The 25,785-nt window shown below is 72.4% G+C and carries 21 protein-coding genes and 2 pseudogenes; 4 read left to right on the plus strand and 19 right to left on the minus strand.

From position 1 onward, the window contains the following. Positions 1 to 67 precede the first annotated feature (67 nt). On the minus strand, positions 68 to 1,294 hold the full coding sequence (locus tag BM076_RS12415) for an arginine deiminase (protein ID WP_093713528.1): 1,227 nt from the start codon (positions 1,292 to 1,294) through the stop codon (positions 68 to 70). A 149-nt stretch (positions 1,295 to 1,443) separates the two neighbouring features. Here BM076_RS12415 and BM076_RS12420 point away from each other — a divergent pair, with 149 nt between their 5' ends. Both BM076_RS12420 and BM076_RS12425 read left to right on the plus strand, forming a co-directional pair. Beyond that, complete coding sequence (locus BM076_RS12420; RefSeq protein WP_093713529.1) at positions 1,444 to 2,487, plus strand: SPFH domain-containing protein; 1,044 nt, start codon at positions 1,444 to 1,446, stop codon at positions 2,485 to 2,487. Further along, entirely contained in the window at positions 2,484 to 3,380 is an 897-nt protein-coding gene (locus BM076_RS12425) for an NAD(+)/NADH kinase (RefSeq protein ID WP_093713530.1), read from the plus strand. Before BM076_RS12420 ends, BM076_RS12425 begins: the two co-directional genes overlap by 4 nt. 58 nt (positions 3,381 to 3,438) lie before the next feature. Here the strand turns inward: BM076_RS12425 and BM076_RS12430 are convergent, their stop codons facing one another. The 3 genes and pseudogenes from BM076_RS12430 to BM076_RS12440 all read right to left on the minus strand — a co-directional run. After that, positions 3,439 to 4,671 (minus strand): ROK family transcriptional regulator, encoded by a 1,233-nt coding sequence (locus BM076_RS12430; RefSeq protein ID WP_322935271.1) that lies wholly within the window; start codon positions 4,669 to 4,671, stop codon positions 3,439 to 3,441. A 40-nt stretch (positions 4,672 to 4,711) separates the two neighbouring features. Next, entirely contained in the window at positions 4,712 to 7,756 is a 3,045-nt protein-coding gene (locus BM076_RS12435) for an alpha-mannosidase (RefSeq protein ID WP_093713531.1), read from the minus strand. A 215-nt stretch (positions 7,757 to 7,971) separates the two neighbouring features. Further along, a pseudogene (locus BM076_RS12440) lies at positions 7,972 to 8,325 on the minus strand (MFS transporter); the annotation flags it as partial. Between BM076_RS12440 and BM076_RS12445 the strand changes: the two are divergent. Then, positions 8,315 to 8,914: pseudogene (locus BM076_RS12445) on the plus strand (helix-turn-helix transcriptional regulator); the annotation flags it as partial. The pseudogenes BM076_RS12440 and BM076_RS12445 overlap by 11 nt on opposite strands. 104 nt (positions 8,915 to 9,018) lie before the next feature. Here the strand turns inward: BM076_RS12445 and BM076_RS12450 are convergent. The 7 genes from BM076_RS12450 to BM076_RS12480 all read right to left on the minus strand — a co-directional run bounded on the left by BM076_RS12450 (position 9,019) and on the right by BM076_RS12480 (position 17,312). After that, entirely contained in the window at positions 9,019 to 11,562 is a 2,544-nt protein-coding gene (locus tag BM076_RS12450) for a polynucleotide kinase-phosphatase (protein ID WP_093713533.1), read from the minus strand. After that, on the minus strand, positions 11,559 to 13,070 hold the full coding sequence (locus BM076_RS12455) for a 3' terminal RNA ribose 2'-O-methyltransferase Hen1 (protein ID WP_093713534.1): 1,512 nt from the start codon (positions 13,068 to 13,070) through the stop codon (positions 11,559 to 11,561). The genes BM076_RS12450 and BM076_RS12455 overlap by 4 nt, the downstream gene beginning before the upstream one ends. A 34-nt stretch (positions 13,071 to 13,104) precedes the next feature. Beyond that, positions 13,105 to 14,076: a homocysteine S-methyltransferase gene (gene mmuM, locus BM076_RS12460; protein WP_093713535.1), complete on the minus strand. Its 972-nt coding sequence runs from the start codon at positions 14,074 to 14,076 to the stop codon at positions 13,105 to 13,107. A 7-nt stretch (positions 14,077 to 14,083) separates the two neighbouring features. Then, entirely contained in the window at positions 14,084 to 15,007 is a 924-nt protein-coding gene (locus BM076_RS12465; RefSeq protein WP_093713536.1) for an LLM class F420-dependent oxidoreductase, read from the minus strand. A 105-nt stretch (positions 15,008 to 15,112) separates the two neighbouring features. Next, positions 15,113 to 15,526, minus strand: a complete 414-nt coding sequence (locus BM076_RS12470; protein WP_093713665.1) for a DUF6099 family protein — start codon at positions 15,524 to 15,526, stop codon at positions 15,113 to 15,115. 134 nt (positions 15,527 to 15,660) lie between these two features. Next, positions 15,661 to 16,032 (minus strand): nucleotide pyrophosphohydrolase, encoded by a 372-nt coding sequence (locus BM076_RS12475; protein WP_093713666.1) that lies wholly within the window; start codon positions 16,030 to 16,032, stop codon positions 15,661 to 15,663. 8 nt (positions 16,033 to 16,040) lie between these two features. Beyond that, positions 16,041 to 17,312 (minus strand): AAA family ATPase, encoded by a 1,272-nt coding sequence (locus BM076_RS12480; RefSeq protein ID WP_093713537.1) that lies wholly within the window; start codon positions 17,310 to 17,312, stop codon positions 16,041 to 16,043. A gap of 148 nt (positions 17,313 to 17,460) precedes the next feature. Between BM076_RS12480 and BM076_RS12485 the strand changes: the two genes are divergently transcribed. Then, entirely contained in the window at positions 17,461 to 18,063 is a 603-nt protein-coding gene (locus BM076_RS12485) for a DUF1697 domain-containing protein (RefSeq protein WP_093713667.1), read from the plus strand. A gap of 68 nt (positions 18,064 to 18,131) precedes the next feature. Here the strand turns inward: BM076_RS12485 and BM076_RS12490 are convergent, their stop codons facing one another. The 8 genes from BM076_RS12490 to BM076_RS12525 are packed head-to-tail and all read right to left on the minus strand — an operon-like array spanning position 18,132 to position 25,765. Further along, positions 18,132 to 18,380 carry a hypothetical protein gene (locus tag BM076_RS12490; RefSeq protein ID WP_143120561.1) on the minus strand — a complete coding sequence of 83 codons (249 nt, stop codon included), beginning with the start codon at positions 18,378 to 18,380 and terminating at the stop codon, positions 18,132 to 18,134. Between the two features lie 27 nt (positions 18,381 to 18,407). Then, positions 18,408 to 19,766, minus strand: coding sequence for an Nramp family divalent metal transporter (locus tag BM076_RS12495; RefSeq protein ID WP_093713668.1), 1,359 nt, complete (start codon positions 19,764 to 19,766; stop codon positions 18,408 to 18,410). A gap of 49 nt (positions 19,767 to 19,815) precedes the next feature. Next, positions 19,816 to 21,465 (minus strand): chaperonin GroEL, encoded by a 1,650-nt coding sequence (gene groL / locus BM076_RS12500; RefSeq protein WP_093713539.1) that lies wholly within the window; start codon positions 21,463 to 21,465, stop codon positions 19,816 to 19,818. 20 nt (positions 21,466 to 21,485) lie between these two features. Next, a complete protein-coding gene (locus BM076_RS12505) occupies positions 21,486 to 22,511 on the minus strand; it encodes an NAD(P)-dependent alcohol dehydrogenase (RefSeq protein ID WP_093713540.1) in 1,026 nt (341 codons plus the stop codon). After that, positions 22,508 to 23,296 carry an iron-sulfur cluster assembly protein gene (locus BM076_RS12510; protein WP_093713541.1) on the minus strand — a complete coding sequence of 263 codons (789 nt, stop codon included), beginning with the start codon at positions 23,294 to 23,296 and terminating at the stop codon, positions 22,508 to 22,510. Before BM076_RS12510 ends, BM076_RS12505 begins: the two co-directional genes overlap by 4 nt. Then, entirely contained in the window at positions 23,293 to 24,300 is a 1,008-nt protein-coding gene (locus tag BM076_RS12515; protein ID WP_093713542.1) for an amidohydrolase family protein, read from the minus strand. Before BM076_RS12515 ends, BM076_RS12510 begins: the two co-directional genes overlap by 4 nt. A gap of 20 nt (positions 24,301 to 24,320) precedes the next feature. Continuing rightward, positions 24,321 to 24,662 carry a propane 2-monooxygenase effector subunit MimD gene (gene mimD, locus BM076_RS12520; RefSeq protein ID WP_245796008.1) on the minus strand — a complete coding sequence of 114 codons (342 nt, stop codon included), beginning with the start codon at positions 24,660 to 24,662 and terminating at the stop codon, positions 24,321 to 24,323. Then, positions 24,659 to 25,765 (minus strand): aromatic/alkene monooxygenase hydroxylase subunit beta, encoded by a 1,107-nt coding sequence (locus BM076_RS12525; protein ID WP_093713543.1) that lies wholly within the window; start codon positions 25,763 to 25,765, stop codon positions 24,659 to 24,661. Before BM076_RS12525 ends, mimD begins: the two co-directional genes overlap by 4 nt. Positions 25,766 to 25,785: the final 20 nt, after the last annotated feature.

Here is a 25,785-nt window from a genome sequence, read left to right on the forward strand (position 1 = left end):
CCTGGGATCGGGCGGACGGAGAACGCTGGAAGTCTATACGTAGATCAGCATTCTTATACAGCCCCGCTTATACAGCCCCGTCGCGTTCGATCGGGCAGCTCATGCAGCGCGGGCCGCCCCGGCCCCGGCCCAGTTCGCTGCCCGGGATCTCGATCACCTCGATGCCGCGCTTGCGCAGGAAGGTGTTGGTGGTCGCGTTCCGCTCGTAGGCGACCACGACGCCCGGCTCGACGGCCAGTACGTTGCAGCCGTCGTCCCACTGCTCGCGCTCGGCGGCGTGCACGTCCTGGGTCGCGGTCAGCACCTGGACCGAGTCCAGGCCGAGGGCCGCCGCGATGGCCCGGTGCATGTGCTCCGGCGGATGGTCGGTGACCTTGAGGTCGCCTGTGCCCGAGCCCGGCTCAATGGTGTACGAGGGCAGCATCCCCAGGCCCGCGTACTGGGTGAAGGTGTCGCCGTCGACCATCGTCATCACGGTGTCCAGGTGCATGAACGCCCGCCGCTTGGGCATGTCGAGCGCCACGATGGTGCGCGCGGAGCCCGCCTCGAACAGGCCCTGCGCCAGCATCTCCACCGCCTGCGGGGTGGTGCGCTCGCTCATCCCGATCAGCACCGCGCCGTTGCCGATCACCAGCACGTCGCCGCCCTCGATGGTGGAGGGGTAGTCGGCCTGCCCCTTGGACCAGAGGTGGAAGTCGCCGCCGGCGAACAGCGGGTGGTGCCGGTAGATCGCCTCGAAGTGCACGGTCTCGCGCTGCCGGGCGGGCCAGCGCATGGCGTTGATGCTCACCCCGTCGTAGACCCAGGCGGAGGTGTCGCGGGTGAAGATGTGGTTGGGCAGCGGCGCGAGCAGGAAGTCGTCCAGGTCCATGGCGTGGAAGCGGACCGAGACCGGTTCTGCGAAGCGCTCCAGGAATTCCCGCTTGGTCATGCCGCCGATCAGCGCCTCGGTCAGCTCGGCGATCTCCAGCCGCTCGAACGCCTCCCGCAGATGGGGCGTGGCCAGCGGCCCGTACTCCTTGGCCTCGAAGACCCGGTCGAGGACGAGTTCCCGGGCCTGCGGCAGCAGCAGCGATTCACGCAGCAGGTCGCCGAAGAGGTGCACCTCCACACCGCGGTCGCGCAGCACGTCCGCGAAGCCGTCGTGCTCGGCGCGCGCCCGACGCACCCACAGCACGTCGTCGAAGAGCAGCGCGTCCTTGTTGCTGGGGGTCAGGCGCTTCAGTTCGAGGTCCGGGCGGTGCAGTATGACGCGGCGCAGCCGCCCGGTCTCGGAGTCGACGTGGAATCCCATGCCCCCATCCTGACCATCGCGCCCGCGATTCACGCGCCGTATCGGCGGGACGCGCCGGGCGCGGCTCCCACCCACCCCTTCATTTCGTCCCCTTGACGATAAGGGGATCCCTCGATATCGTCGCAGTGACGAAAACAGGAGGGGTTCTCATGGCCGACATCACCAGGCGCTTCGGCTGGCGCCATCTGCGTTCCGCGCCCACCGCGCACATCTGCCACCACTCGCGCGGCACCCTGGTGCACGACGGGCCCGGACTCAGCTTCTGGTACCGGTCGTTGACCGCGGCGCTGTCCGAAGTGCCGGTCGACGACCGGGAACTGGCGATGTCCTTCCACGCCAGGACGTCCGACTTCCAGGACGTCAGCGTGCAGTCCACGGTGACGTACCGGGTCAACGCCCCGGCCACCGCCGCCGCCCGGCTGGACTTCTCCATCGACCCCGACACCGGCATCTGGCGCGGCGCCCCGCTGGAGCAGCTCGCCACCCTGCTGACCGAGACCGCGCAGCAGCACGCGCTGGACGTCCTGGCCAGGACCGCCCTGTCGGCCGCGCTGGTCGACGGCGTGGCGGCGGTACGGCAGCGGATCGCCGACGGGCTGGCGGCCGAACCGCGGCGGTCCGCCACGGGCATCGAGGTCGTGGCGGTGCGGGTGGTGGCGATCCGGCCCGAGCCCGAGGTGGAGCGCGCGCTGCGCACCCCGGCCCGCGAGCAGATCCAGCAGGAGGCGGACCGGGCGACGTACGAGCGCCGGGCCGTCGCCGTCGAGCGGGAGCGGACCATCGCCGAGAACGAGCTGGCCAGCCGGATCGAACTGGCCCGCCGCGAGGAACAGTTGGTCGAGCAGCACGGGACGAACGCGCGCCGCGAGGCCGAGGAGGCGGCCGCGGCCGACGCCGTACGCGCCGAGGCCGAGGCGGCCCGGCTGGTGCGGCTGGCCAAGGCGAAGGCGGAGGCGGCGCGCGAGGCGGGCACGGCGCGCGCCGAGGCGCAGGCCGGCTGGTTGCGGGTGCACGCGGACGTGGACCCGAAGGTGCTCCAGGCGCTGGCGCTGAACCGGGTCGCGGAGAATCTGCCGCGGATCGACAGCCTGACGCTCACCCCCGATGTGCTGACCGGACTGCTGGAGCGGCTCGGCCGCGGTGGCGCCCCGGGTGCCGGCGGCGCGTCGGGCGCCGGTGGTGAGCGGCGGTGAGCCTGGCCCCGCGGGCGGTGCTGGTGCACCGGGTCAGCGAGTACGAGGAGTTGCTGGCCCGGCACGGCACCCACGGCCAGGCGGCGTTCTTCCTGTCCTCGCGCGGCCGGAGCATCCAGGAGGTGCGGGAGCGGCACGAGCGGGCGCGGACCGCGCTCGCCGAGGTGGCCGCCGCCGTGCCGTTGCAGTGGCGGCAGGCCCGGGTGGAGCGGGCCGACCTGGACCGGTTCCTGTTCGCGCCCGAGGACGTGGTGGTGGTGATCGGCCAGGACGGGCTGGTCGCGAACGCCGCCAAGTACCTGTCGGGGCAGCCGGTCGTGGGGATCGACACCGACCCCGGCCGCAATCCCGGTGTGCTCGTACGGCACCGGCCCGCGGACGCGGGCAAGCTGCTGGACTCGGCGGTGCGCGGCGGCCGGGCCGACGACCTCACCATGGTGGAGGCCGTCGCCGACGACACCCAGCGGCTGCTGGCGCTCAACGAGATCTACCTCGGGCCGCCCGGACACCAGACCGCCCGCTACCGGATCGGCCCGGACGACGACGCGGCGCCCGCCGAAGCGCAGGCGTCCTCGGGTGTCCTGGTCGGCACCGGCACCGGCGCCACCGGCTGGCTGCGGTCGCTGTGGCAGGAGCGGGGCAGTGGGCTGCCGCTGCCGTCCCCGACCGAGCCGGACCTGCTGTGGTTCGTCCGCGAGGCGTGGCCCTCCCCCGCGACCGGCACCTCGCGGGTCGGCGGTGTCCTGGCCGCCGCCGACCGGCTGCGGCTCACCGTCGAGTCCGACCGGCTGATCGCCTTCGGCGACGGCATGGAGTCCGACGCGCTGGAGCTGACGTGGGGTCAGACCGTACGTCTGGGGCGGTCGTCGACGGCGCTGCGGCTGCTGGGCTGACGCGCCGGTCCGTGCCCGCGGACGCGTGCCGGGGCCGGGGCCGGTGCCGGTGCCGGGCTCAGGTCAGCAGCAGGGTCCTGGGCTGGGCGGAGAGCGTGCTGTCCAGGACGAGGGAGGCCGCCCCCACCGCCGCCACATTCGCGCCGAGGGTCGTGGAGACGACCGCCGTCGGGTGGGTGGCCTTCACGAACGGCGAACCGGCGACCATGGGTTCGATGGTCGGCAGCAGCCGGTCCGCGAGCAGGTGCCAGGTCGGGCCGCCGAAGACGATGGTGTCGATGTCCAGCAGGGTCGCCGCGGTGCAGACACCGCGGCCGATGCGGATGGCGAGGCGTTCGAGGATGCCGTCCGCCCGCGCGTCGCCCTCCGCGGTCATGGCCGCCAGCCGTTCCACCCCGCGCTGCGCGTCGGCCGGATTGGTCACCGCGTATTCGGTGCCGAGCACCCCGAGCGCGACCGCCTCCTCGACCAGGGTCCTGGTCGAGCACCCGGCGCCCAGGCCGCCGACCTCGCCCGCGTTCCCCGAGACGCCGCGCAGCACGGCGTCGTCCACGACCATGCCCATGCCGGTGCCCGTGCCGAAGTAGAAGAAGAGCAGATTGCGGCTGTCGGTGGCCGCGCCGGTCCAGCGCTCGGCGACGACCGCGGCGGTGACGTCCTTGTCGAGGACCGCGGTGAACCCGGTCGCCTCGCTGAGCCGGTCGCGCAGCGGATAGCGGCCCCAGCCGTGGAGTTCCGGCGGGTCGACCACCCAGCCGGCCGTCGCGTCGATGGGGCCGGGGGCGGCGATGCCCAGGCCCAGGATGCGGTCCCGGTCGGCGCCCGATTCGGCGACGAGGCCGGAGACCGAGGCCGCCATGTCGGCGGCGATCTTGTCGGTGTCGCCGCCGCGCGGTGTGGCCCGGCTGCGCTGGGCCACCACGGTACCGAGCAGGTCGACCAGCACACAGGTGATGACGGCCGGGTCGAGGTGCACGCCGAGCGCGTAACGGGAGGCGGGCACGATCTCCAGCAGGGTGCGGGGCTTGCCGTTCCCCATCGGCTGCTTGCCGGACTCCCGTGCCACACCCTGGTCGAGAAGCCTGCGGGTGATGTTGGAGACGGTCTGCGAGGACAGGCCGGTGGCACGGGCCAGTTCGACCCGGCTCAGGCCGGTGGGGTGCCGGCGGATGGCGTCCAGGACCACGGACTCGTTGAAGTCGCCGACGCGCGGCAGATTGGCGCCGCGCCGGATCACGGACGCCGTCCCCCGGTCCTTCCCGCCGGCCGTCACCCCGTCCCCTCCGCGCACCGTCACCCCCGCCTCTTCGCACACCGTCTCACGCGCCGCCTCACGCACCGTCCGGGTCCTCGCCGCGCGGGATGCGGACGGTCACCATCTGGAAGGGCCGCAGCGCGAGCCGTACGTCGCCCTGCCCGCTGGCCGGCGCGGGCGCGTCGGGAAGCGGCCGCTCCAGCAGGTCGGTCAGTACGGCACGTCCGGTGGCGTAGCCGTCGGCCACCGAGACGGTGGCGCGGGCCCGGCCGCCGTGCGCCTCGTAGAGCCGGACGACCAGGTCGCCGCTGCGGTCGTCGGCCAGCTTGACGGCGCTCACCACGACCGCGTCCTCGTCCACGGTCACCAGCGGCGCCACCGGAGCGGCCCCGGTCACCCGGCGTTCGGGGAGATTGGCCCGGTAGCCCTCGCGGACCGCGTCGTCGATGGCCGCCCCGGGCACCAGCGCGTGGTGGAAGCGGTGCACGCCCTGGTCGGTCTCGGGGTCGGGGTAGCGGGGAGCGCGCAGCAGGGAGGCCCGTACGGTCGTGGTCGTCCCGCCGTCGGCCCGCACCGTACGCGTCACATCGTGCCCGTACGTCGCGTCGTTGACGACGGCCACGCCCCAGCCGGGCTCGTCCACGTGCACGAAGCGGTGGTTGCACGCCTCGAACTTCGCCCATTCCCAGCTGGTGTTCTGGTGGGTGGGCCGGTGGACGTGGCCGAACTGCGTCTCGGCGGCGTACCGGTCGGCCTTGACGTCCAGCGGGAAGGCGAGCTTGAGGAAGCGTTCGCGCTCGTGCCAGTCCACCTCGGTGTCGATGTCGAGGCGCCCCACACCGAGCGGCACGGACAGCAGTTGGGTGACGCGGGAGGCGCCGAAGGCGCGTTCCACGCGGACCGCCGCGCCGTCCACGGCCAGTTCGGTGACCTCGGTCAGGTCGCGGCCGGTGTTGCGGTAGAAGGCGTCGACGTCCCACGCGTCCCACTGGTTGGGGAAGTCGGGATGGAGCTGGAGGAGGTTGGCCGCCCGGTCCGGGGCGATCGCCTCGCGGCCGGACATCAGGTCGCGGGCGGAGACGACCAGGCCACGGGCGTCGACCTCGACCCGCAGCAGGCCGTTGTCGAGCACGTAACCGCCGCCCCGGCGCGCGACGGGGGGCACCGCGCCGGCCCGGGACTCGGCGTCGGGGGTGGTGGCGCCGCCCGCGGGGACGCCGCCGCGGGCGTGCGGGGCGCCGTTGAAGGCCAGCGGCACCGTCCCCTCACCGGCCAGCGCGCTCTGGGCGGCGGTGATCAGGCCGTCCAGCTCCCCGGCCAGCCGGGCGTAGGTCGCGCGGGCCTCGCGGTGCACCCAGGCGATGGAGGAGCCGGGCAGGATGTCGTGGAACTGGTGCAGCAGCACCGTCTTCCAGATGCGATCCAACTCGTCGTACGGGTACGGGAATCCGGTACGTGCCGCCGCCGTCGCCGACCACAGCTCGGCCTCCCGCAGCAGGGATTCGCTGCGCCGGTTGCCGCGCTTGGTCTGCGCCTGGCTGGTCAGGGTCGCACGGTGCAGTTCCAGATACAGCTCGCCGACCCAGACCGGCGGATTCGGGTACTCGGCCTCGGCCTTGTCGAAGAACGCGGCCGGCGCCTCCCAGCGCACCGTGGGCGAGCCCTCCAGGCTGCGCAGCCGCGCCGCCCTGGCCACCATCTCGCGGGTGGTGCCGCCCCCGCCGTCGCCGTAACCGGTCGGCGCGAGCGAGCGCGTCGCGACGCCCTTCTCCTTGAAATTCCGTGCCGCGTGCGCGAGTTGGGCGCCCTGGATCTCGCAGTTGTACGAGTCGACCGGCGGGAAGTGGGTGAAGACCCGGGAGCCGTCCACGCCCTCCCACAAGAAGGTGTGGTGCGGGAAGCTGTTGGTGCGGCTCCAGGAGATCTTCTGGGTCAGCAGCCTGCGCACGCCTGCGGCCCTGATGATCTGCGGGAGCCCGGCGGCGAAGCCGAAGGTGTCCGGCAGCCACGCCTCCTCGCTCTCGATGCCGAATTCGTCGAGGAAGAAGCGCTTGCCGTGCACGAATTGGCGGGCCATCGCCTCGGAGCCGGGCATGTTGGTGTCGGACTCCACCCACATACCGCCCACCGGGACGAAGCGTCCGTCGGCCACGGCCGCCCTGACCTTTTCCCAGACCTCGGGCCGGTGCTCCTTGAGCCAGGCGAACTGCTGCGCCTGCGACATGGCGAAGACGAACTCGGGCTCGTCCGCCAGCAGCGCCGTCATGTTGGAGGCGGTCCTGGCGACCTTCCGTACCGTCTCGCGCAGCGGCCACAGCCATGCTGAGTCGATGTGGGCGTGGCCGACCGCGCTGATCCGGTGCGCGGCGGGGGCGGCGGGCGCGGCCAGCACACCGGCCAGTTCGTCCCGCGCGGCCTGCGCGGTGCCGCCCACGTCCTGGAGGTCCACGGCGTCCAGTGCCCTGCTGACGGCGCGCAGGATCTCCCAGCGGCGGGCGCCGTCCACGGGCAGTTCGGCCATCAGCTCGCCGAGCACCTCCAGGTCGGCGACCAGGTCCCACACCGTCTCGTCGAAGACGGCCAGCCGCATCGCGCCGAGCACGTACTGCGGCGCGTTACCCGCCGTGGACAGGTCGCCCATCGGCGTCGGCCGGAAAGGGACGCCGCTCGCGTCGAGATCGGGGTTGGAGGCGGCCTCGATCCGCCACTCCACCCGCTCGCCGCCGGCCACCGGGGAGCCCACCCGCACATAGGAGTTGCGCGGGTGGAGTCCTTTCACGGGGGTGCCGTCGGGCCGGTAGACCAGGCCCTCGCACTGGAAGCCGGGAGTGCGCGGGGTGAAGCCGAGGTCCAGTACGGCCTCGACGGTGTGCCCGGCCCAATCGGCGGGGACCTCTCCGGTGACCTTGAACCAACTGGTCCCCCACGGCGAACCCCACGGGGTGCCTTCGGCGATCGGCCGGGTCGGCGCCGCCAGACCTTCGGCCACGGGGACGGGTTCGCCGGACGCGGACCAGATCTCGACGTCCAGAGGCGCGGTCCGCGGGTGGACGGCGGGGCGGATGCGCTCCCTCAGGACACGTTCGAGGCGCGCCTCGACCAGCTGACGGTCGTCGTGCATGGGGTGAGGTCTCCTGTCGCTGCCGGCGGGTGCGGGCCCGTGCCCTGAGAACCTACGAATGCGCCGGAATGTTTGTCAATACGTTGGATTAACCGGTCGGCGGCCGGTCGTTGGGTGTGAGCGCCGGGTCCGTGGCCATGGTGGCCGGTTGTCCGCCGGGCCCGTCCGGCACCCGTTTCCGCTGGGCCGGCCAACTCGAATCGATGGATTTACGGTCACGACCACGCCGGGGTCTCCGGCTCGCGCAGCGGCCGGGTGAAGAACCAGCCGATCACCGGCAGCGCGATCAGCGGCAGCAGGGCGACCCGCAGGGAGGTGGCGTCGGCGAGGGCGCCGAAGAGCGGGGTGGCGACGCCGCCGACGCTGACGGCGAGGCCGAGCGTGACGCCGCTGGCGGTGCCCACGCGGGAGGGCAAGTAGTCCTGGCCCAGGGTGACCTGGAGGGAGAAGGGGACGTAGAGGCCGGCCGAGGTGAGCGCGACGAAGAGGTACAGGGCGGGGCCCGGCACCAGCAGCACCCCGGCGACCGCGACGGCGGAGACCACGTACGACCGGCGCACCACGCACGCGCACCGCGCCCATGGCGAGCTGCGGTTGCACACCATCGGTCTGCCCGCGTCGGTCAATCCGCTCGGTCTCGCGGCGCCCGCCGCGCTGACGGTCAATCCGCTGCTGCGCGAGCTGATCCTCACTTACACGCGGGAGCACGACGACGCCGAGGCCGGAGGCGGGGGCGGGGCCCGGTCGGCGGGCGGCGCGGGACGGCCGGAGCACCGGCGGATGCGGGCCGTCCTCCTGGACCAGCTGCGCGCCTCGCCGCAGCAGCCGGTGCATCTGCCCACCCCCACCGACGCCCGCCTCGCGGCGGTCTGCGCGATGCTGCACCGCGACCCCGCCGACCCGCGGACGCTCGCCGCCCTCGGGGCGCAGGTCGGCGCGAACGAACGCACCCTCAGCCGGCTCTTCCGCACCGAGGTCGGGATGACCTTTCCGCAGTGGCGCACCCAACTGCGCCTCTACCAGGCGCTGGTACTGCTCAGCGAGGGGCATTCGATCACGCAGGTGGCGCTGCGCTGCGGCTGGTCGTCGGCGAGCGCCTTCATCGACGTCTTCCGGCGGGCGTTCGGCCACACGCCCGGCGGGCACGCCCGCATCTGAGGTGCCCCCGGTCCGGGATGCCCGGGGCGCCGGCGCGGGGTGCGCCGGTGCCCCGGGTCCGGTGCTCCGGGACGGGTCCGCGCACGGGGCGGTGCGCGGAGGGGTCAGAGCCGGGGGTCGACCGGCTCGGACTCCAGGGCCAGGACGGCGAAGACCGCCTCGTGGACGCGCCACAGGGGCTCGCCGCCCGCCAGCCGGTCCACGGCCTCCAGGCCGAGCGCGTACTCGCGCAGGGCGAGCGAGCGCTTGTGGCCGAGGAAGCGGGACCTCAGCCGCTCCAGGTGCTCGGGGCGGGTGTACTCGGGACCGTAGATGATCCGCAGATACTCCCGTCCCCGGCACTTGATGCCCGGCTGCACCAAGCGGCCCTTGGCGTCGCGGACCAGCGCGGCGAGCGGCTTGACGACCATGCCCTCGCCGCCCTCGCCGGTCAGCTCCAGCCACCACCGCACACCGGCCGCGACCGACTCCTCGTCGGAGGTGTCGACCAGCAGCCGCCGGGTCGTCCTGAGCAGCCCGCTCGGGTCGGCCTCCACCAGCCGGTCGATCAGCGCCAACTGCTGGTCGTGCGGCAGCCCGGTGAGGCTGCGGCCCTGCACGGCGAGCAGCTGGAAGGGTGCCAGCCGCACACCCTCCAGGCCGTCGGTGGTCCAGCAGTAGCGGCGGTAGGCGTCGGTGAACGCCGCCGCGTCCGCGGCCCGTTCGCGCTGCCTGCCGAGCAGGCCCCCGACGTCGGTGCCCCGGGCCGCCGCCGCGTCGAGCGCGCTCAGCGCGGCCGGGAAGACGGCACCGGCCGCGGCGCCGACCGCCGCGTACTGCTTGCGCAGCAGACCGGACGCCTTGAGCGACCAGGGCAGCAACTCGGCGTCGAGCAGCAGCCAGTCGGTGGACAGCTCCTCCCACAGGCCGGCCGTGGTGACGGCGGCCCGCAGCCGGGCCAGCACCTCCTCGGTGACGGCCGCGTCGTCGAAGAACGGCCGCCCGGTACGGGTGTGCAGCGTCCCGGTCGGGCCGCCGGTCACACCGAAGTGCTTCTCGGCGGCGACCTCGTCGCGGCAGACCAGGGCGACCGCGCGGGAGCCCATGTGCTTCTCCTCGCAGACGACCTGCTCGACGCCGTCCTCCCGGTAGGCGGCGAACGCCTCCGCCGGGTGCTCCAGATAGCCCTCCTGGCGCGAGGTCGCGCAAGGCGCCATCGTCGGCGGCAGGTAGGCCAGCAGCCGCGGGTCGACCGCGAAGCGGCTCATCACCTCCAGGGCCGCCGCCGCGTTCTCCTCGCGCACCGCGAGCCGCCCCATCCGGCTGGTCTCCACGATCCGCCGGCCGGTGACGTCGGCCAGGTCGAGCGGGCGCCCGTCGTGACCGCCGGGCGCCTCGGTGACCAGCGGCTTGGCGGGCTCGTACCAGACCCGCTCGGCGGGGACGTCGACGATCTCGCGCTCGGGCCAGCGCAGGGCCGTCATCCTGCCGCCGAAGACCGCTCCGGTGTCGAGGCAGATGGTGTTGTTGATCCAGGACGTGTTGGGGACCGGTGTGTGGCCGTAGACGACGGCGGCGCGGCCCCGGTAGTCCTCGGCCCACGGGTAGCGCACGGGCAGGCCGAACTCGTCGGTCTCGCCCGTGGTGTCGCCGTACAGCGCGTGCGAGCGGACCCGGCCGGAGGTGCGGCCGTGGTACTTCTCCGGCAGGCCCGCGTGGCAGACCACCAGCTTGCCGCCGTCCAGCACATAGTGGCTGATCAGGCCGTCGATGAAGTCCGCGACCCGCTTGCGGAACTCGGGGTCGCGGGCGTCCTCGCGCTCCAACTGCTCGATGGTCTCGGCCAGTCCGTGGGTGTGCTGCACCTTGCGGCCCTTGAGGTAGCGGCCGAGCTTGTTCTCGTGGTTGCCGGGGACGCACAGGGCGGTGCCCGCGGCGACCATGCCCATGACGCGGCGCAGCACACCGGGGCTGTCGGGGCCGCGGTCCACCAGGTCGCCGACGAACACGGCGGTGCGGCCGTCGGGGTGCGCGCCGTCCACGTAGCCCAGTGCGGCCAGCAGCGTCTCCAGCTCCGAGCTGCATCCGTGGATGTCGCCGATGATGTCGAAGGGGCCGGTCAGATGCGTCAGGTCGTTGTAGCGGCGCTCGGTGACGATCTCGGCGGCCTCGATCTCCTCGGTGCCGCGCAGGATGTGCACCTTGCGGAAGCCCTCGCGCTCCAGGCCGCGCAGCGAGCGGCGCAGTTCGCGCTGGTGCCGCTGGATGACGTGGCGCGGCAGCGCCGCCCGGTCCGGGCGCCCGGCGTTGCGCTCGGCGCACACCTGCTCCGGTACGTCCAGGACGATGGCGATCGGCAGCACGTCGTACTCCCGGGCCAGCGCCACCAGGTGCTTCCGGCTCTCCGGCTGCACATTGGTGGCGTCCACGACGGTGCGGCGGCCGGCCGCGAGCCGCTTGCCGGCGATGTAGTGCAGTACGTCGAAGGCGTCACCGGTCGCGCTCTGGTCGTTCTCGTCGTCGCTGACCAGGCCACGGCAGAAGTCGGAGGAGATCACCTCGGTCGGCTTGAAGTGGCGTGCGGCGAAGGTGGACTTGCCGGAGCCGGTGGAACCGATCAGGACGACGAGCGACAGATCGGTGACGGGCAGGGTACGTGGTGCGGTCATGCCGCCACCTCCTTCTTCTTGTCCTTGGTCGTGTCGTGGGTGGTCGCGCTCGCGGTCGTGCCGAGGGTGAACACCGCCATCTGGGTGGGCGGGCCGACCTCGGGGTCGTCGGGGCCGATCGGTGCGAGGCCGACGTCGTAGCCGTGCCGGGCGGCGACGGCCGTCGCCCAGTCGCGGAATTCGGCGCGGCTCCACTCGAAACGGTGGTCGGAGTGGCGCGCGTGGCCCGCGGGCAGCGTCTCCCACCGCACGTTGTACTCGACGTTCGGCGTCGTCACGACCACGGTCCGCGGCCGTGCGGAGCCGAAGACCGCGTATTCCAGGGCGGGCAGCCGCGGCAGGTCGAGGTGCTCGATCACCTCGCACAGCACGGCCGCGTCGTACCCCTTGAGCCGGGCGTCGGTGTACGCCAACGAGCCCTGGAGCAGCGTGACCCGCGACGCCTGCCGCTCGCTCAGCCGGTCCAGGCGCAGCCGCCGGGCCGCGATCTCCAGCGCCCGCGCCGATACGTCCACGCCGACGATGTCGGTGTACCGCACGTCCTTGAGCAGTGCCGCCACCAACTGGCCCTGCCCGCAGCCCAGGTCAAGCACCCGCGCGGCACCGGAGTCGCGCAGCGCCGCGAGGATCGCCTCGCGCCGCTGGACGGCGAGCGGCGCGGGCCGTTCCTCGGTCTCCCCGTCGGGTCCCGTGCTGTCGTCCTCGACCGCGTTGTCGATCTCCTCGACCTCGATGTCGTCGGCGTCGGCCAGCCGGGCCAGCTCCAGCCGCTCGTTCGCCTGCCGGGTGAGCGCCCAGCGCCGGGACAGATAGCGCCGGGTGATCAGCTTCTGCTCGGGGTGCTCGGCCAGCCAGCCCTCGCCGAAGCGCAGCAGCTTGTCCACCTCGTCCGCCGACACCCAGTAGTGCTTGGCGTCGTCGAGCACCGGCAGCAGCACATAGATCTGCCGCAGCGCGTCCGCCAGGCGCAGCTCGCCCTCCAGCACCAGCCGCACATAGCGCGAGTCGCCCCACTCGGGGAACCGTGTGTCCAGCGGCACCGCCTCGGCCTCCACCCGCCAGCCGAGCGGCTCGAAGAGCCGGGCGACCAGGTCTGCGCCGCCCCGGGCGGACACCGCCGGGATCTCGACCCGCAGCGGCAGCGGGGCCGCGGCCCGCTCGGGCAGCGTCCGGCACTCTCCGCGCAGCGCCGTGGAGAAAACCGTGCGCAGCGCCACCGCGAGCAGTGACGACGCGGCGTAGGGCCGGTCGTTCACATACTGCGCGAGCGCGGCGTCGGGCGCGCCGCCCCTGCCCTTGCCCTTCCCGCGCCGCACGAGTGCGGGCGGATCGACCTCCAGCAGCAGCGCGGCCGTCGTCCGCTCCGCGCTCGCCTCGGGGTAGAAGACGTGCGCGGTGCCGTAGGAGGTGGAGAAGGTCTGCGCCTTCTCCGGGTGCTTGTGCAGCAGGAACCCCAGGTCAGTGGCCGGGGCGGCCGCGGTGCCGGTGGTGGAGATCGTCAGGAACACCTGACCGAGTATTCCCTCACCCCTCCCCCGCCGACTACGGAATTTGTCCCGCAGACCGGCCCTCGCCGCCGCCCAGCACCGCGGCCAGCGCGCCGATCTCCGCCGGGCCGACCCGGCAGCAGCCGCCGATCAGCCGGGCGCCCGCCGTCCGCCAGGCGGTCACCCGCGCCGGGTCGAAGGTGCTGCCGCCGCGCCAGCGCCGGGTCCCGGCGTCCCACCGCTCCCCGCTGTTGGGGTAGACGACGGCCGGTTTGCCGGTGACCGCCGCCGCCACCCGCACGGCGTGCTCCGCGTCGGCCGGGGCGCAGCAGTTGACGCCCACCGCGGCCACCTCGTCCCTGCCCGCCGCCACCGTGAACGCCTCCGCCAGCGGCTGGCCCGCCCGCGTCCGCTCGCCTTCCACGGTGTAGGAGAGCCAGACCGGGACCCCGGCTCCCTCCGCCGCCCGCAGCAGCGCTTCCGCCTCGTCGGCGTCCGGCACCGTCTCCAGGGCCAGCACATCGGGGCCGGCCGCCGCCAGCGTCTCGATCCGCGGCCGGTGGAAACGCTCCAGCTCCCGCACGCTCAGCCCGTACCGCCCACGGTATTCGCTGCCGTCCGCGAGCATCGCCCCGTACGGTCCCACGGACGCCGCGACCCGCACGTCCGTGCCGCCGGCCGCCGCCCGCCGGGCCAGTTCCACGCTGCGCGCCAGCAGCGCGGACGCCTCGGCCCGCCCGGTCCCGCGCCGGGCGAACCCCTCGTACGTGGCCTGGTAGCTGGCGGTGATCAGCACCTGGGCGCCGGCCCGCACATAGGCGGTGTGCGCGGCCTCGATCTGCTCCGGCGCGTCGGCGAGCAGCCGCGCGGACCAGAGCGGGTCGGACAGGTCGCAGCCCTGGTCGGCGAGCTGGTTGGACAGCCCGCCGTCCAGCACCAGCGCCCTGCCGCCGCCCGTGGCGGAACCCGCGCCGGCACCCGCCGCCGGGAACAGCGGTGCGGGCGGAGGTACGGGCGGCGGGGACATCGCGGCCTCAGCCCACCTGGGTGCGGACCTGGGACGAGATCAGCTCCAGGTGGTCCAGGTCGGACAGGTCGAGGACCTGGAGGTAGAAGCGGGTGGCGCCCTGTTCCGCGTACTGCCCGATCCGGTCCACGACCTCGGCGGGCGACCCCGCGAGACCGTTCGCCTTCAGCTCGTCGACCTCCCGGCCGATCGCCGCCGCCCTGCGCGCCACCTCGGCGTCGTCCTTGCCGACGCAGACCACCAGGGCGTTGGAGTACACCAGGTCGTCCGCACCGCGCCCGGCCGCCTCCGCCGCGGCGCGGACCCGGCCGATCTGCTGCCCGCTGTCGGCCACCGAGGCGAAGGGGATGTTGAACTCGTCGGCGTAGCGTGCCGCCAGCTCCGGGGTCCGCTTGGCGCCGAGGCCGCCGATCAGGACCGGGATCTTCGCCTGCGCCGGCTTGGGCAGCGCCGGCGAGTCCTTGAGCTGGTAGAACGTCCCGTCGTAGTCGAAGGTCTTGCCGACCGGCGTCTGCCACAGGCCGGTGATGACCGCCAACTGCTCTTCGAGACGGGCGATCTTCTCCTTGGGGAAGGGGATGCCGTACGCGGTGTGCTCCTCCTCGAACCAGCCCGCGCCGAGCCCGAACTCGATCCGGCCGCCCGACATCCGGTCCACCTGCGCGACCTGGATCGCCAGCACACCGGGCAGCCGGAAGGTGCCAGCCGTCATGAGGGTGCCGAGCCTGATCCGACGGGTCTCGCGGGCGAGGCCGGCCAGTGTGATCCACGCGTCCGTGGGTCCGGGCAGGCCGTCCGTGTCGCCCATCTTCAGATAGTGGTCCGACCGGAAGAAGGCGTCGAAGCCGAGGTCCTCGGTCGCCTTGGCGACGGTGAGGAGGGTGTCGTAGTCGGCCCCTTGCTGGGGCTCGGTGAAGATTCGGAGATCCATTCCTCCATCCTGCCCCCACCGCGCGGGAGCGTGCGAAAGACACCTCCGGGAAAGGTCCGCCGTCCGCGCGGGGCGCGGCTGTCGTCCGCGCCGCGACCGGTTCCGTCATCGCCCCTCCCCCCTGGTCTCCCGGGTCAGCGCGCGCACCCGGTCCTTGGCCTCGTCGACCGCGTCCAGCGCTTCGATGCAGTTCCAGTAGGCCGCCTCGTCCTCGGCGGTGCAGGTGACCGCGACCAGGGCGAGGCCGATCTCGCCGAGCAGGGTCCGCAGCGCCCGCAGTGTGCCCTCGGGGTCGCGCACCCCGGTCAGCCGCACCGCCCTCGGCGGATCGCCACCGGCGGCCCCCACCACGGGCCCCGGCCCGGCCCGTACCACCGGCCGTTCGTGATCGGCCGTGAGCAGCCGTCCTACCGCCTCGGTCAGCTCGAACGCCTGCCACGCCTCCGCGATGATGTCGTCCGGCTGCGGTGCCCCGCGCATCGTCTGCTCCGCCTGGGCCACAAGTCGTGCCGCGTCCATGGTCCGCACCCCCTCTGTCCTGCGGCGATCCCTTCGCCATAACTCAGAGTGACAGAAACGGGCCGGGCCGTGAAAGGCCCCTCGGGAGATCTGTGGACAACCGGCCGCCTGTGGAAAACCTCCGGGAAACCTGGTCAGCCGGAGGAGCCGGGAGCCCCGCCGGAAGCGCCCGAGGAGGGCTCCCGCGGCCCGTCCTTCCGGGGGAAGCGCAGTTCGTTGCGGTCGATCTTCGCCGCGAGCGCGGCCAGCACATCGATGCCGAGCACCTCGCAGAACTGCAGCAGATACGCCATCACATCGGCGACCTCGTCCCGCACGCGGTGCGCGGTGCCCTCGTCCGCCATCACCTCCGCCGCCTGCTCGGGGGTCAACCACTGGAAGATCTCCAGCAGTTCGGCGGCCTCCACGCTGAGGGCCGCGGCCAGATTCTTGGGTGTGTGGAAGGGCTGCCAGTCGCGGGCCGCCGCGAAGGCGGCGAGGCGGCGCTGGAGCGCCGCCAGATCCATGTCGTCGGTCACCCCGACTGGTCTACCGCATCCTCGCGGCGCCGGGGCCGCGGTACACCGAGTGCCGTCACCGAGACCCCGCCGAGCCCCTCCGCGAAGCCGGCGTCCTGGACGGTGCCCAGCAGCCTGATGTGCCCCCGCTCGGCGGCGGGTCCGGCCAGCCGCAGCAGTTCGCCCAACTGCCGCCGGTCCAGGCCGTGGTCGAGCCCGTCGCCCAGCACGGTCAGCACCTGACTGGCGGGCAGCAGCTCCGTACTCGTGTCGACGTCCAGCACTCCCGGCCCGGTGAGCAGCACCAACGCAAGGGCCAGGAAGCGCAGTTCACCATCACCGAGGCGGTCGACCGGCACCAGACCGAGCGGGCCGCGGTCCACCGCGGCGATCACCGAGTCCACCGGGCCCGACGCGACCGAACCGCCCGACGTACCCGACGCGCACGCGGCGCTCACCACATTCACCGCGCCCGGGGCCACCTCTCCCCCCGCCGCCGCGCGCAGCGCGGTGATCCCCTCGACCGGCGGACTGCACACCGCCCGTACCGCGTTGACCAGTGCAGCGTGCCGCGTCCCGCACTCGCCCTCGGTCCTGGCCAGGACCGCCGACAGGTTGTCGCAGGAGGCACGCAGCCGGCCGTCGCCGACCGGTACCGGCGCACGCATCAACTCCGGCCGCGGCGCGATCGGGAAGACCCCGCGCAGCGCGACGACCATCTGCTCGGCCGCGGCCAGCACCAGCCGCTGGCCGTCCGTCCGCCCCGCGACCCGCAGCGGCAGCAGCGCGGTCGCCAGCCGGTCGTCCGGGAGCGGCGCCCGGGTCACCGCGACCAGGCCCGCGGTGTGCCAGGCAGCCTGCACGGTGCGCCGTTCGGGATCGCGCAACGCCGTGGTCAGCAGCGTCTCGCCCGCGCCGGTGAGCCGCTCGCCGACGATCCGCAGCGTCGGTTCCGCCTGCACGGCCACGTCCAGCCGTACCGGACCCACCGGGCCCGTGACCGTACAGCCGATACGGAAGCCGCGCCGCCCCTGGGCGTCGGGCTGCGCGTCCTGCGGCACGCACGCCGCCGCGCCGCCGCGCACCGCGGAACCGAAGACCTCGTCGAGCCCGTCCCCGCACGCCAGCCGGCCGAGCGCGGCCAGCGCCTCCAGCACGCTCGACTTGCCGGTGCCGCTGGCGCCCGACAGCAGGGTGATCGGCCCGAAGCCGAAGGAGGCGCCCCGATGCGACTTGAAGGCGGACAGCCGCAGTTCGGTGACGACGGGCCTGTCATGGATGCTGGTCATATGCCCGAACGTAATCAGACCCGGCCCTGCCGAACCGTTCCGGCGACCGACCCGTCCTCCGAACGAGCGACACCGCGCATGATCCGTGCTGACGCCGAACCGCCCCCCTTTCTCCGGATTGTCGGTGCCGACCGCTAGCGTGACCACCGTGACGACCCGCGCGAAGACGAACACGGACACGGACACGGACACAAGTACAGGCAAGAGCACGAGCTATGTCGCGCTGCTGCGCGGCATCAATGTGGGTGGCAAGAACAAGCTGCCCATGCAGACCCTGCGCGACCTCCTCGCCGACCTCGGCGCCACGGGCGTCCGCACCCATCTCCAGAGCGGCAACGCCGTGTTCACCCACGAGGAGGCCGATCCGCTGCGCCTGGCCGCCGACCTGGAGCAGCGCATCGCCGACGGGACGGGGCTGACCGTCGCCTGCCTGGTACGCACCGGAGCGGATCTGCGACGCGTCATGGAGTCCAACCCCTTCCCCATGGACGGCGTCAACCCGTCCCGCTTCATGGTGACCTTCCTGTCAGGACCGGTCCCCCTGGACAAGCTCCCGTCGCTCGACCCGGCCGCCTACGCGCCGGACGAATTCCGCCCCGGCGAGCGCGAGATCTACGCCCATTTCCCCGACGGCGTCCGCGACTCCAAGCTCGCCCCGCTCTTCACCGACCGCCGCCTCGGCCTGACCGCCTCGACCCGCAACTGGAACACGGTCACCAAACTCGTGGAGTTGAGCGACGGCGCGACCTGACCCGCGAGGGCGGCCGGGCCGGGGAACGACCTTGCGGGCAGTCTCGTCAGCCGCCCAGCCAGGCCGTGTCAGCCGCCCAGCCAGGCCGCGCCGAGTCCGGCCAGGCCGAGGGCGGCGAGCGTCAGGCTCGCCCGGAGCAGCGGCGGCCCGTGGCGGAGCCACCACCGCACCCGGGGCAGGGCGGCCGACGGGATGAGGTCCCAGTCCACCCGGCGCAGCGCCGCCCGGTGGATCAGCAGGGCGACGGTGCCGAGGCAGCCCGCCTCGGCCAGTGGCGCCGCGATCGAGCGGAGCGTCTCGCTGTCCGTCTCAACCACCGCCTGGAGCAAGGGATCCGGGCCGCCTCACGCGACCACCATCACGATCAGATAGGCGTTCATCGCGATGATCAGCGCCGCCGCGACGACCGCCGCCACCCGGGTCACCCGCCGGTTGACCAACTCCCCCATCAGCGCCGGATCCCCGGTGAACCGCAACAGCGGCACGAGGGCGAAGGGCACCCCGAAGGAGAGCACCACCTGGCTGAGCACCAGCGCGAGCGTCGGGTCGACGCCGAGACAGAGCACGGCCGCGGCGGGCAGCAGCGACACCAGGCGGCGCTGCCAGATGGGGACGGAGCGGCGCAGGAAGCCCTGCATGACGATCTGCCCGCTGTAGACGCCGACGCAGGACGCGGCGAGCCCGGAGGCCAGCAGGGCGATCCCGAAGACGGTCGCCGCGAAGCCGCCGAAGATCGTCCCGAAGGCGCCGTACGCGTCGGTCAGCGAGTCCGCGCCCGAACCGTGCAGGGACGTCGCGGCCATCAGGATGGACGCGTTGACCACGGCGGCGATGCTCAGCGCCGCCACCACGTCCAGCGCGCTCATCCGTACACCGGCCCGCCGGGCGGCGGCGAGCCCCGTCCGGGCCGACCGTCGCCCGTCCAGCCCCGTCCCGGCCGACCGTCGCCCGTCCGACCGTCGCCCGTCCGAACGTCGCCCGTCCGAGCCGGGTGCCGCCGAATCCCGCCCGGGCCGCACCAGTTCCTGCGTGAGCGCCGAGTGCAGATAGATCGCGTGCGGCATGACGGTGGCCCCGACGATGCCGACCGCGAGCAGTGCGCTGTCCCGGCCCGGCAGGCTCGGCGCGAGCCCGCGCACTGCCGCGCCGCCGTCGATGTGCGCGCGGAAGGTCTGGTAGACGAAGGCCACCAGCACCACCGCGAGCAGCGCCGTGATCACGGCCTCGAACTGCCGCCGGCCGCGCTGCTGGAACAGCAGGACCAGCAGCATGCCGGCGACCGTGAGCGCGCCGCCGGCCGGCAGCGGCACGCCGAACAGCATGTTCAGGGCGAGCGCGCCGCCGACCACCTCGGCCAGGTCGGTCATCATGATGACCAGTTCGGCCTGGACCCACAGGCCGATCCGCAGCCGGCGGCCGTACCGCTCCCGGCACATCTCCGACAGGTTCATGCCGGTCGCGATGCCGAGCTTGGCCGACAGGTACTGCACCAGCATCGCCACCGCGTTGGCGACCAGCACCACCCACAGCAGGGCGAAGCCGTAGCGGCTGCCGGCCGTCACATTGGTGGCGAAGTTGCCGGGGTCGACATAGGCGACCGCGGCCACGAACGCCGGTCCGACGAAGTGCGCGGACTGCCGCCCAGGAGTGCGGCGGCCGGTCCCGGGGGGCGTGCGGACCGCTACCGGACCCGGTCTCGCCATGAACACGGCCGCCTCCTCTCGGTCGTGGGGGTTGTCGGCACGGGTCGCGTCAGTAGATGTTGGAGGGCCGGACCATGCCCTCGGCCAGGTCGCCGAAGCCGGGTGCGACGATCGCGCCCGGATTCTGCACGATCTCCTCGACCACCAGCGTCTCCGTGGTGAGCAGCAGCGCCGCGATGGAGGCCGCGCTGCGCAGCGCGGAGCGGGTGACCTTCAGCGGGTCGATCACACCGAGCGCGAACATGTCGCCGAATTCGCCGGTCAGCGCGTTGAAGCCGTGCCCCGCGGGCAGTTCGGCGACCTGGTCCAGGATCCGCTGGCCGTCGTATCCGGCGTTGATGGCGATCCAGCGCAGCGGTTCGCCGAGCGCCCGCCGGACGATGTCGCGCCCTGCGCCCTGGTCGCCGGCCAGGTCCAGGGCGGTCAGCACCGCGGCGGCCTGGGCCAGGGCGGTGCCGCCGCCCGCGACGATGCCCTCCTCGATGGCCGCGCGGGTGGCGGACAGCGAGTCCTCGACGCGGTGCTGCTTCTCCTTGAGTTCCACGCCGGTGGCGGCGCCGACGTGGATGACGGCGACACTGCCCGACATGCGGGCGATACGGAGCTGGAGATTGTCCCGGTCGTGCTCGTTCTCGGCGCGTTCCAGCTCGCGCTTGACCTGCTCGATCCGCGCCGACACCGCCGCGTCGTCGCCGGCGCCGCCGACCAGGGTGGTGCTGGACTCGGTGACGGTGATCCGCCGGCAGCGGCCCAGCTGGTCCAGCCGGACCGCGTCCAGGCTGAGGCCCGCGTCGCCGGTGACGACCTGGCCGCCGGTGAAGACGGCGAGGTCCTCCAGTTCGGCGATCCGCCGGTGCCCGAAGCCGGGCGCGCGCACCACCACGGACTTGAAGGTGTCGTGCACATTGTTCGCCACGAGCATGCCGAGCGCGGGCCCGTCGACGGTCTCGGCCAGGATCACCAGCGGGCTGCCGCTGCGGGTGACCTGTTCCAGCAGCGGCATCAGCAGCTGCACCCGGGAGATCTTCTCGTTGGTGAACAGGATGTACGGGTTCTCGAAGACCGTCTCCATACGGTCCTTGTCGGTGGCCATGTACGGCGAGATGTAGCCGTGGTCGAATTCCACGCCGTCCACGAAGCTCACGTCGAGCCCGAAGGACGGCGACTCCTCGACGGTGACGACGCCGCTGCGGCCGACGCGGCCCATGGCGGCGGCGATGGTGCCGCCGATCTCGGCGTCGTTGTTGGCGGACAGCGTCGCCACGTGCGCGAGGTCCTCCGGTCCGGTGATCTGCCGGGTGCCCGCGGCGAGTTCGCCGAGCACGGCCGCGACCGCCTGCTCGATGCCGGACTTGAGCAGCATCGGGTTGGCGCCCTCGTCGACCGCGCGCAGGCCCTCGCGGACCAGGGCCTGGGCCAGCACGGTGGCGGTGGTGGTGCCGTCGCCCGCGACCCCGTTGGTCTTGTTGGCGACCTCCTTGACGAGCTGGGCGCCCATGTTGGCGAACGGGTCGCGCAGTTGGATCTCGCGGGCGATCGTCACGCCGTCGTTGGTGATGGTCGGCGGTCCGGTCAGCTTCTCGATGACGGCGTTGCGGCCCTTGGGTCCGAGCGTCACCTTGACCGCGTCGGCGAGGGCGTTCACCCCCGATTCGAGCAGCTGCCGCGCCTCGACGTTGAAACGCAGGTCCTTTGCCATCTCCGTAGTTGCCCTTCTGCTCAGGGGACGAGGATCGCCCGGCCGCGGACCTTGCCCCGGTCCAGGTCCTCCAGGGCGGTGGCGTATTCGCCGAGCGGATACGTCGTGGTGTGCAGCGCGACCTTGCCGCGCGCGGCGAGCACCATGAGTTCGGCCAGGTCGTTGTAGGAGCCGACCAGATTGCCGATGAAGTTGATCTCGGTGGAGATGACGTCGATGGTCGGCACCTGGAGGGCGCCGCCGTAGCCGACCACGTAGTAGTTCCCGGCCCTGCGCAGCATCGCCACGCCCGCCTCGACCGCGCCGCCCTCGCCGACGAAGTCGATGACGGCCTCGGCGCCGTGGCCGCCGGTGAGTTCCAGCACCGCAGCGACCTGCCGGCTGTCGGCCCGCACGATGTGGTCGGCGCCGAGCTGTTCCGCGAGTGCGAGCGCGTCCCAGGAGCGGTCCACGACGACGATCTCGGCGGCGGTGAGCGCCCGCAGCACCTGGACGCCGATGTGGCCGAGGCCCCCCGCGCCGATCACCACGACCGTGTCGCCGGGCCGCAGCAGCCGGGCGGCCTTGCGTACGGCGTGGTACGCGGTCAGCCCGGCGTCGGCGAGCGCGGCCACGTCCGCGGGTTGCAGCGCCGGGTCGAGCTTGACCACCGCGCGGGCGTTGGTCCTGATCAGCTCGGCGTAGCCGCCGTCGGTGTCGATCCCGGGGAAGGCCGAGGCCGTGCAGTGCACGTCGTCTCCGTCGCGGCAGGCCCGGCACAGCCCGCAGGTGGCCAGCGGGTGCAGGATGACGGGGTCGCCGACCTCGATGCCGGTGACGGCGGAGCCCACCTCGTGCACCCAGCCGGCGTTCTCGTGGCCGAGCGTGTAGGGCAGTTCCACGCCGGATTTCGCCTGCCACTGGCCTTCGATGATGTGCAGGTCGGTGCGGCACACCCCGGCCCCGCCGACGCGGACGACGACGTCGAGCGGTGAGGTGATCCTCGGGTCGGGGACGACGACGAGGTCCGGGGTGTTGTCGTACTTGCTGAGCCGTACGGCCTTCATCGTGCGTCCTCCTCGTCCGGTGACGGGGCGGCGCTGGCGCCGTCGGTGCCGTGTTCGTCGGCCGCCGGTACGCCGTAGCGGGTCTCCAGCAGGCCGCGGCACATGGTGGCGTTGCCGTCGACGCTGACCCGCACCGCCCGGGCGAAGCGCAGCCGGGCGGGCAGGTCGTCGGCGGACACCGGTGTGCCGTCGTCGTGCACGACCAGGGGCGCGTCGTGGTCGGTCGGCAGGCCGAGGTCGGCGCGACGGCGCAGCAGGCTGTCCCGTTCCGGGGAGGCGGGCAGGTCGGACAGCCGCGCCCGCGTCAGGTCCTCGACCTGCCAGCCGTCCTGGCGCAGCCGTCGGCAGGCCCTTTCCAGGCAGGCCAGATGGGCCTTGCGCAGGAAGGCCAGCCGCAGCTCGGCCAGCTCGCCGCCCGCCAACTGCGGGAAGGTGCCGGCGAATCCGCCCTGCGCGGCGACGCCGGCGTTGATCTCGTCGGCGGCGAAGTGGTCCTCCAGGCGGATCTCGACGGCCGTGACGCCGGGCACCGCGCGTACGGCGTCGTGCGCGTCGGCGACCATCAGGAAGGCGAAGTTGGGGGCACAGAAGTAGGTGGGCAGCCGCAGCCGGACCAGGACGGCGCTGCCGGCCGGCCCGTGGTCGCGGACCACCGCTTCGGTGACGAAGCACAAGGCGGTGATCGGCTGGTCGAGTTCGGGGTCGCGTACGGTGCCGAGCGCGGCCCAGACCCGCTCCTCGACACCGGTACGGGTCCGGTCGGGCGGCCGGGTGACGGTGGTCATGCCACGACCTCCGCTGCGGGCAGCGACAGTTCGGCCGGCACCTGGAGGTCGTACAGCCGGGCCGCGTTGAGGCCGAGGATCTTCCGCTTGACCGTGGTGGTCAGCTCGCCGTACTCCGACCGCATGTCCTCGGGGATCTGGAAGTCGACGAACTGCTCGACCAGCCACTTGGGGTGCCAGATCGCGTAGTCGCTGCCGAACAGGATGCGGTCCTCGTCCAGCCAGTACAGCAACTCGCCGATGATCTGGGCGAAGTAGCGCGGCCTGGTGTGCATCAGCGGGATGGCGACGGCGAGTCCGCCGTAGACGTTGGGCTCCTGGGTGGCGATCCAGCAGAAGTCCTCCAGGCGGGGCAGCCCGACGTGCTCCACGACGAAGTTGAGGTTCGGGAAGGCGCTCGCCACGTCGTCCACGTCGGCGACGTCGAAGGCGTCCCGGTTGAGCGGGTAGACGGTCGGGCCCTTGTGGATGTGGATGTTGCGGATGCCCAGCTCCTCGCACTTGGCGAGATAGCGGTACGACCACTCGTCGGTGAGCTTGTAGCCCTTGGAGTCGCCGCGCCATTCCGCGGTGTAGAGCTTGACGCCCTTCAGTCCGCCGTCGACCGCGGCGAGTTCTTCGAGGCGGTCGAGCCCGGCCTCGCGGTCGCGCGGGTCCCAGGCGTCGTTGAGCACCAGTTTGTCGGCGTGTTCCCGGGTCAGCGCCAGCGCCCTTTCGCGCTGGTGGAATCCGGTGGTGTAGAAGTCGCTGAGATACGCGGGCTGGAAGATCGCCCGGTCGACGTGGCCGGTCTCGAAGAGGTCGTGGATCAGGTCGGCCTCGGAGTACTTCTCGAACTTGTCCAGCGGCCAGAGCCATTCCTTCGGGCTGAGGTTGCGGTGGTAGTCGTAGAAGCACTCGATGAAGCCCTTGCCGTACCGGTTGGCCTGATTCTGCGGGCTGCCGTCCCACAGGGCCACATGGCTGTCGACGACGAAGTAGGACGTGCCGTCCTTGGTGTACATGTGCGTCCTCTCCTGGCGTTCTAGCCGACGGGCTTGAGGTCGAAGTCGATGTATTCGGCCGCCGCTTCCGGGCTGGAGAAGAGCATGGTGCGGTCGTCGAAGTGCACCATGCGGCCGTAGTGGGTCGACATGATCTCCTCGAAGTCCGACTGGTCGAACTCGAAGCCGATCGCGTCGGTGATCTCGGCGAAGTCGAAGAGCAGGCTGCCCTTTCCGTCGACGCGGATCATCGACGGGAGTTCCTCGACGGTCACCCCGGTCTTGCCGCGCATGATCTCGGCGACGACATGGCCGTTCTGGTTGTTCATCAGCGTCACGCCGCACATGTCGGAGAAGGTGCGGTCACTGGCGAATTTCGTCACTGGGCAAGTCCCTTCGGCTCGGAGAGGTCGAGGTCGGACAGCAGGCCGCGGAAGCCGCTGACCGCGTGGGCCCAGGAATCGGCGAAGGTGACCACCCTGTCCTGGGGCTGGGACCAGATCGGCTGCAGTTCGTGCGCGGCCCTGACGCTGCTCGGCACCCACTTGTCGAGCCAGCCCTGCAGGACGTCCCGGTTGGCGGCGCCGTACGTCTCGTCGCCGGTCAGCAGCCGGAACAGCGCGCGGGTGTAGCGCAGGTCGCGGTCGTAGTCGTGCTCGCCGGCGCCGACCAGGGTGGGCGTCACGTAGTCGCCGTTGCGCGCGGAGATCTGCATCACCAGGTGGCTGCGGAAGAGGACGCCGACCAGGGATTCGAAGACGACATTGGCGGCGAAGAGGGATTCCGCCCAGTCGCCGATGGCGGTGAGGCGTTCGACGTTCTCCCGGACGCCCTGCCATACCGGGTCCTGCTGCCAGGTGCGCTTGTGCACACCGCCGTCGAAGGCGATGTCGGACTCGGACAGGTCCAGGTTGTACAGCGCGAGATCCTGCGCGAAGCGGAGTTTGTGGGCGCTGTTCACCGCGATGGCGTTGTTGATCATGTTGGTGGGCGCGGACCGCTGTTCTGAGAGGAACACATGCATGCCCAGGCCGTGTTCCGCGTGCATCCAGGCGCCGAGATTGCGCTCGACGAAGGTGACCCAGCCCGACGACCAGCCGGCGTACGCGTCGGCCTTCCTGGCGTTCTCCAGATTGAGCTGGATCTGCCGGACGACGCTGGAATTGTTGCGGTAGATCGTCTGCTCCCACTCCTCGTTGGGGTCGAGGAAGCGGTGCCAGTCGCTGGATTTGAGCAGCGTCCAGTCCTTGGGGTAGCCGCCGGGGCCGTCGGCGAATCCGTAGATCCAGCCCTGGCTGAGGTGCCGTTCGGGGTCCGGCTGGACGTCGAAGGTGACGTCCTCGTACATCGTGGCGCGCAGTTTCTGCGGGGTGAAGTAGTTGTACGCGCGGCTCCTGGAGCCGGGGAATTCCCGCAGGCCCGCTTCCGCGCCGGTGAATTCCAGCTGCGGGAAGGTCCGTTGCGGGGTGGTCTCCGCACTCGCCATGACGCACACACCTTTCTCTG

Origin of the sequence: Actinacidiphila alni, assembly GCF_900112845.1 — a bacterium.
GTDB classification, from domain to species: Bacteria; Actinomycetota; Actinomycetes; order Streptomycetales; family Streptomycetaceae; genus Actinacidiphila; species Actinacidiphila alni.

Bases quoted from the DNA above. Each gene is read 5' to 3' on its own strand.
- BM076_RS12415 (WP_093713528.1), bottom strand. From the start codon at position 1,294: ATGGGATTCCACGTCGACTCCGAGACCGGGCGGCTGCGCCGCGTCATA.
- BM076_RS12420 (WP_093713529.1), top strand. From the start codon at position 1,444: ATGGCCGACATCACCAGGCGCTTCGGCTGGCGCCATCTGCGTTCCGCG.
- BM076_RS12435 (WP_093713531.1), bottom strand. From the start codon at position 7,756: ATGCACGACGACCGTCAGCTGGTCGAGGCGCGCCTCGAACGTGTCCTG.
- BM076_RS12450 (WP_093713533.1), bottom strand. From the start codon at position 11,562: ATGACCGCACCACGTACCCTGCCCGTCACCGATCTGTCGCTCGTCGTC.
- mmuM (WP_093713535.1), bottom strand. From the start codon at position 14,076: ATGTCCCCGCCGCCCGTACCTCCGCCCGCACCGCTGTTCCCGGCGGCG.
- BM076_RS12465 (WP_093713536.1), bottom strand. From the start codon at position 15,007: ATGGATCTCCGAATCTTCACCGAGCCCCAGCAAGGGGCCGACTACGAC.
- BM076_RS12470 (WP_093713665.1), bottom strand. From the start codon at position 15,526: ATGGACGCGGCACGACTTGTGGCCCAGGCGGAGCAGACGATGCGCGGG.
- BM076_RS12475 (WP_093713666.1), bottom strand. From the start codon at position 16,032: ATGGATCTGGCGGCGCTCCAGCGCCGCCTCGCCGCCTTCGCGGCGGCC.
- BM076_RS12480 (WP_093713537.1), bottom strand. From the start codon at position 17,312: ATGACCAGCATCCATGACAGGCCCGTCGTCACCGAACTGCGGCTGTCC.
- BM076_RS12495 (WP_093713668.1), bottom strand. From the start codon at position 19,766: ATGGCGAGACCGGGTCCGGTAGCGGTCCGCACGCCCCCCGGGACCGGC.
- groL (WP_093713539.1), bottom strand. From the start codon at position 21,465: ATGGCAAAGGACCTGCGTTTCAACGTCGAGGCGCGGCAGCTGCTCGAA.
- BM076_RS12505 (WP_093713540.1), bottom strand. From the start codon at position 22,511: ATGAAGGCCGTACGGCTCAGCAAGTACGACAACACCCCGGACCTCGTC.
- BM076_RS12510 (WP_093713541.1), bottom strand. From the start codon at position 23,296: ATGACCACCGTCACCCGGCCGCCCGACCGGACCCGTACCGGTGTCGAG.
- BM076_RS12515 (WP_093713542.1), bottom strand. From the start codon at position 24,300: ATGTACACCAAGGACGGCACGTCCTACTTCGTCGTCGACAGCCATGTG.
- BM076_RS12525 (WP_093713543.1), bottom strand. From the start codon at position 25,765: ATGGCGAGTGCGGAGACCACCCCGCAACGGACCTTCCCGCAGCTGGAA.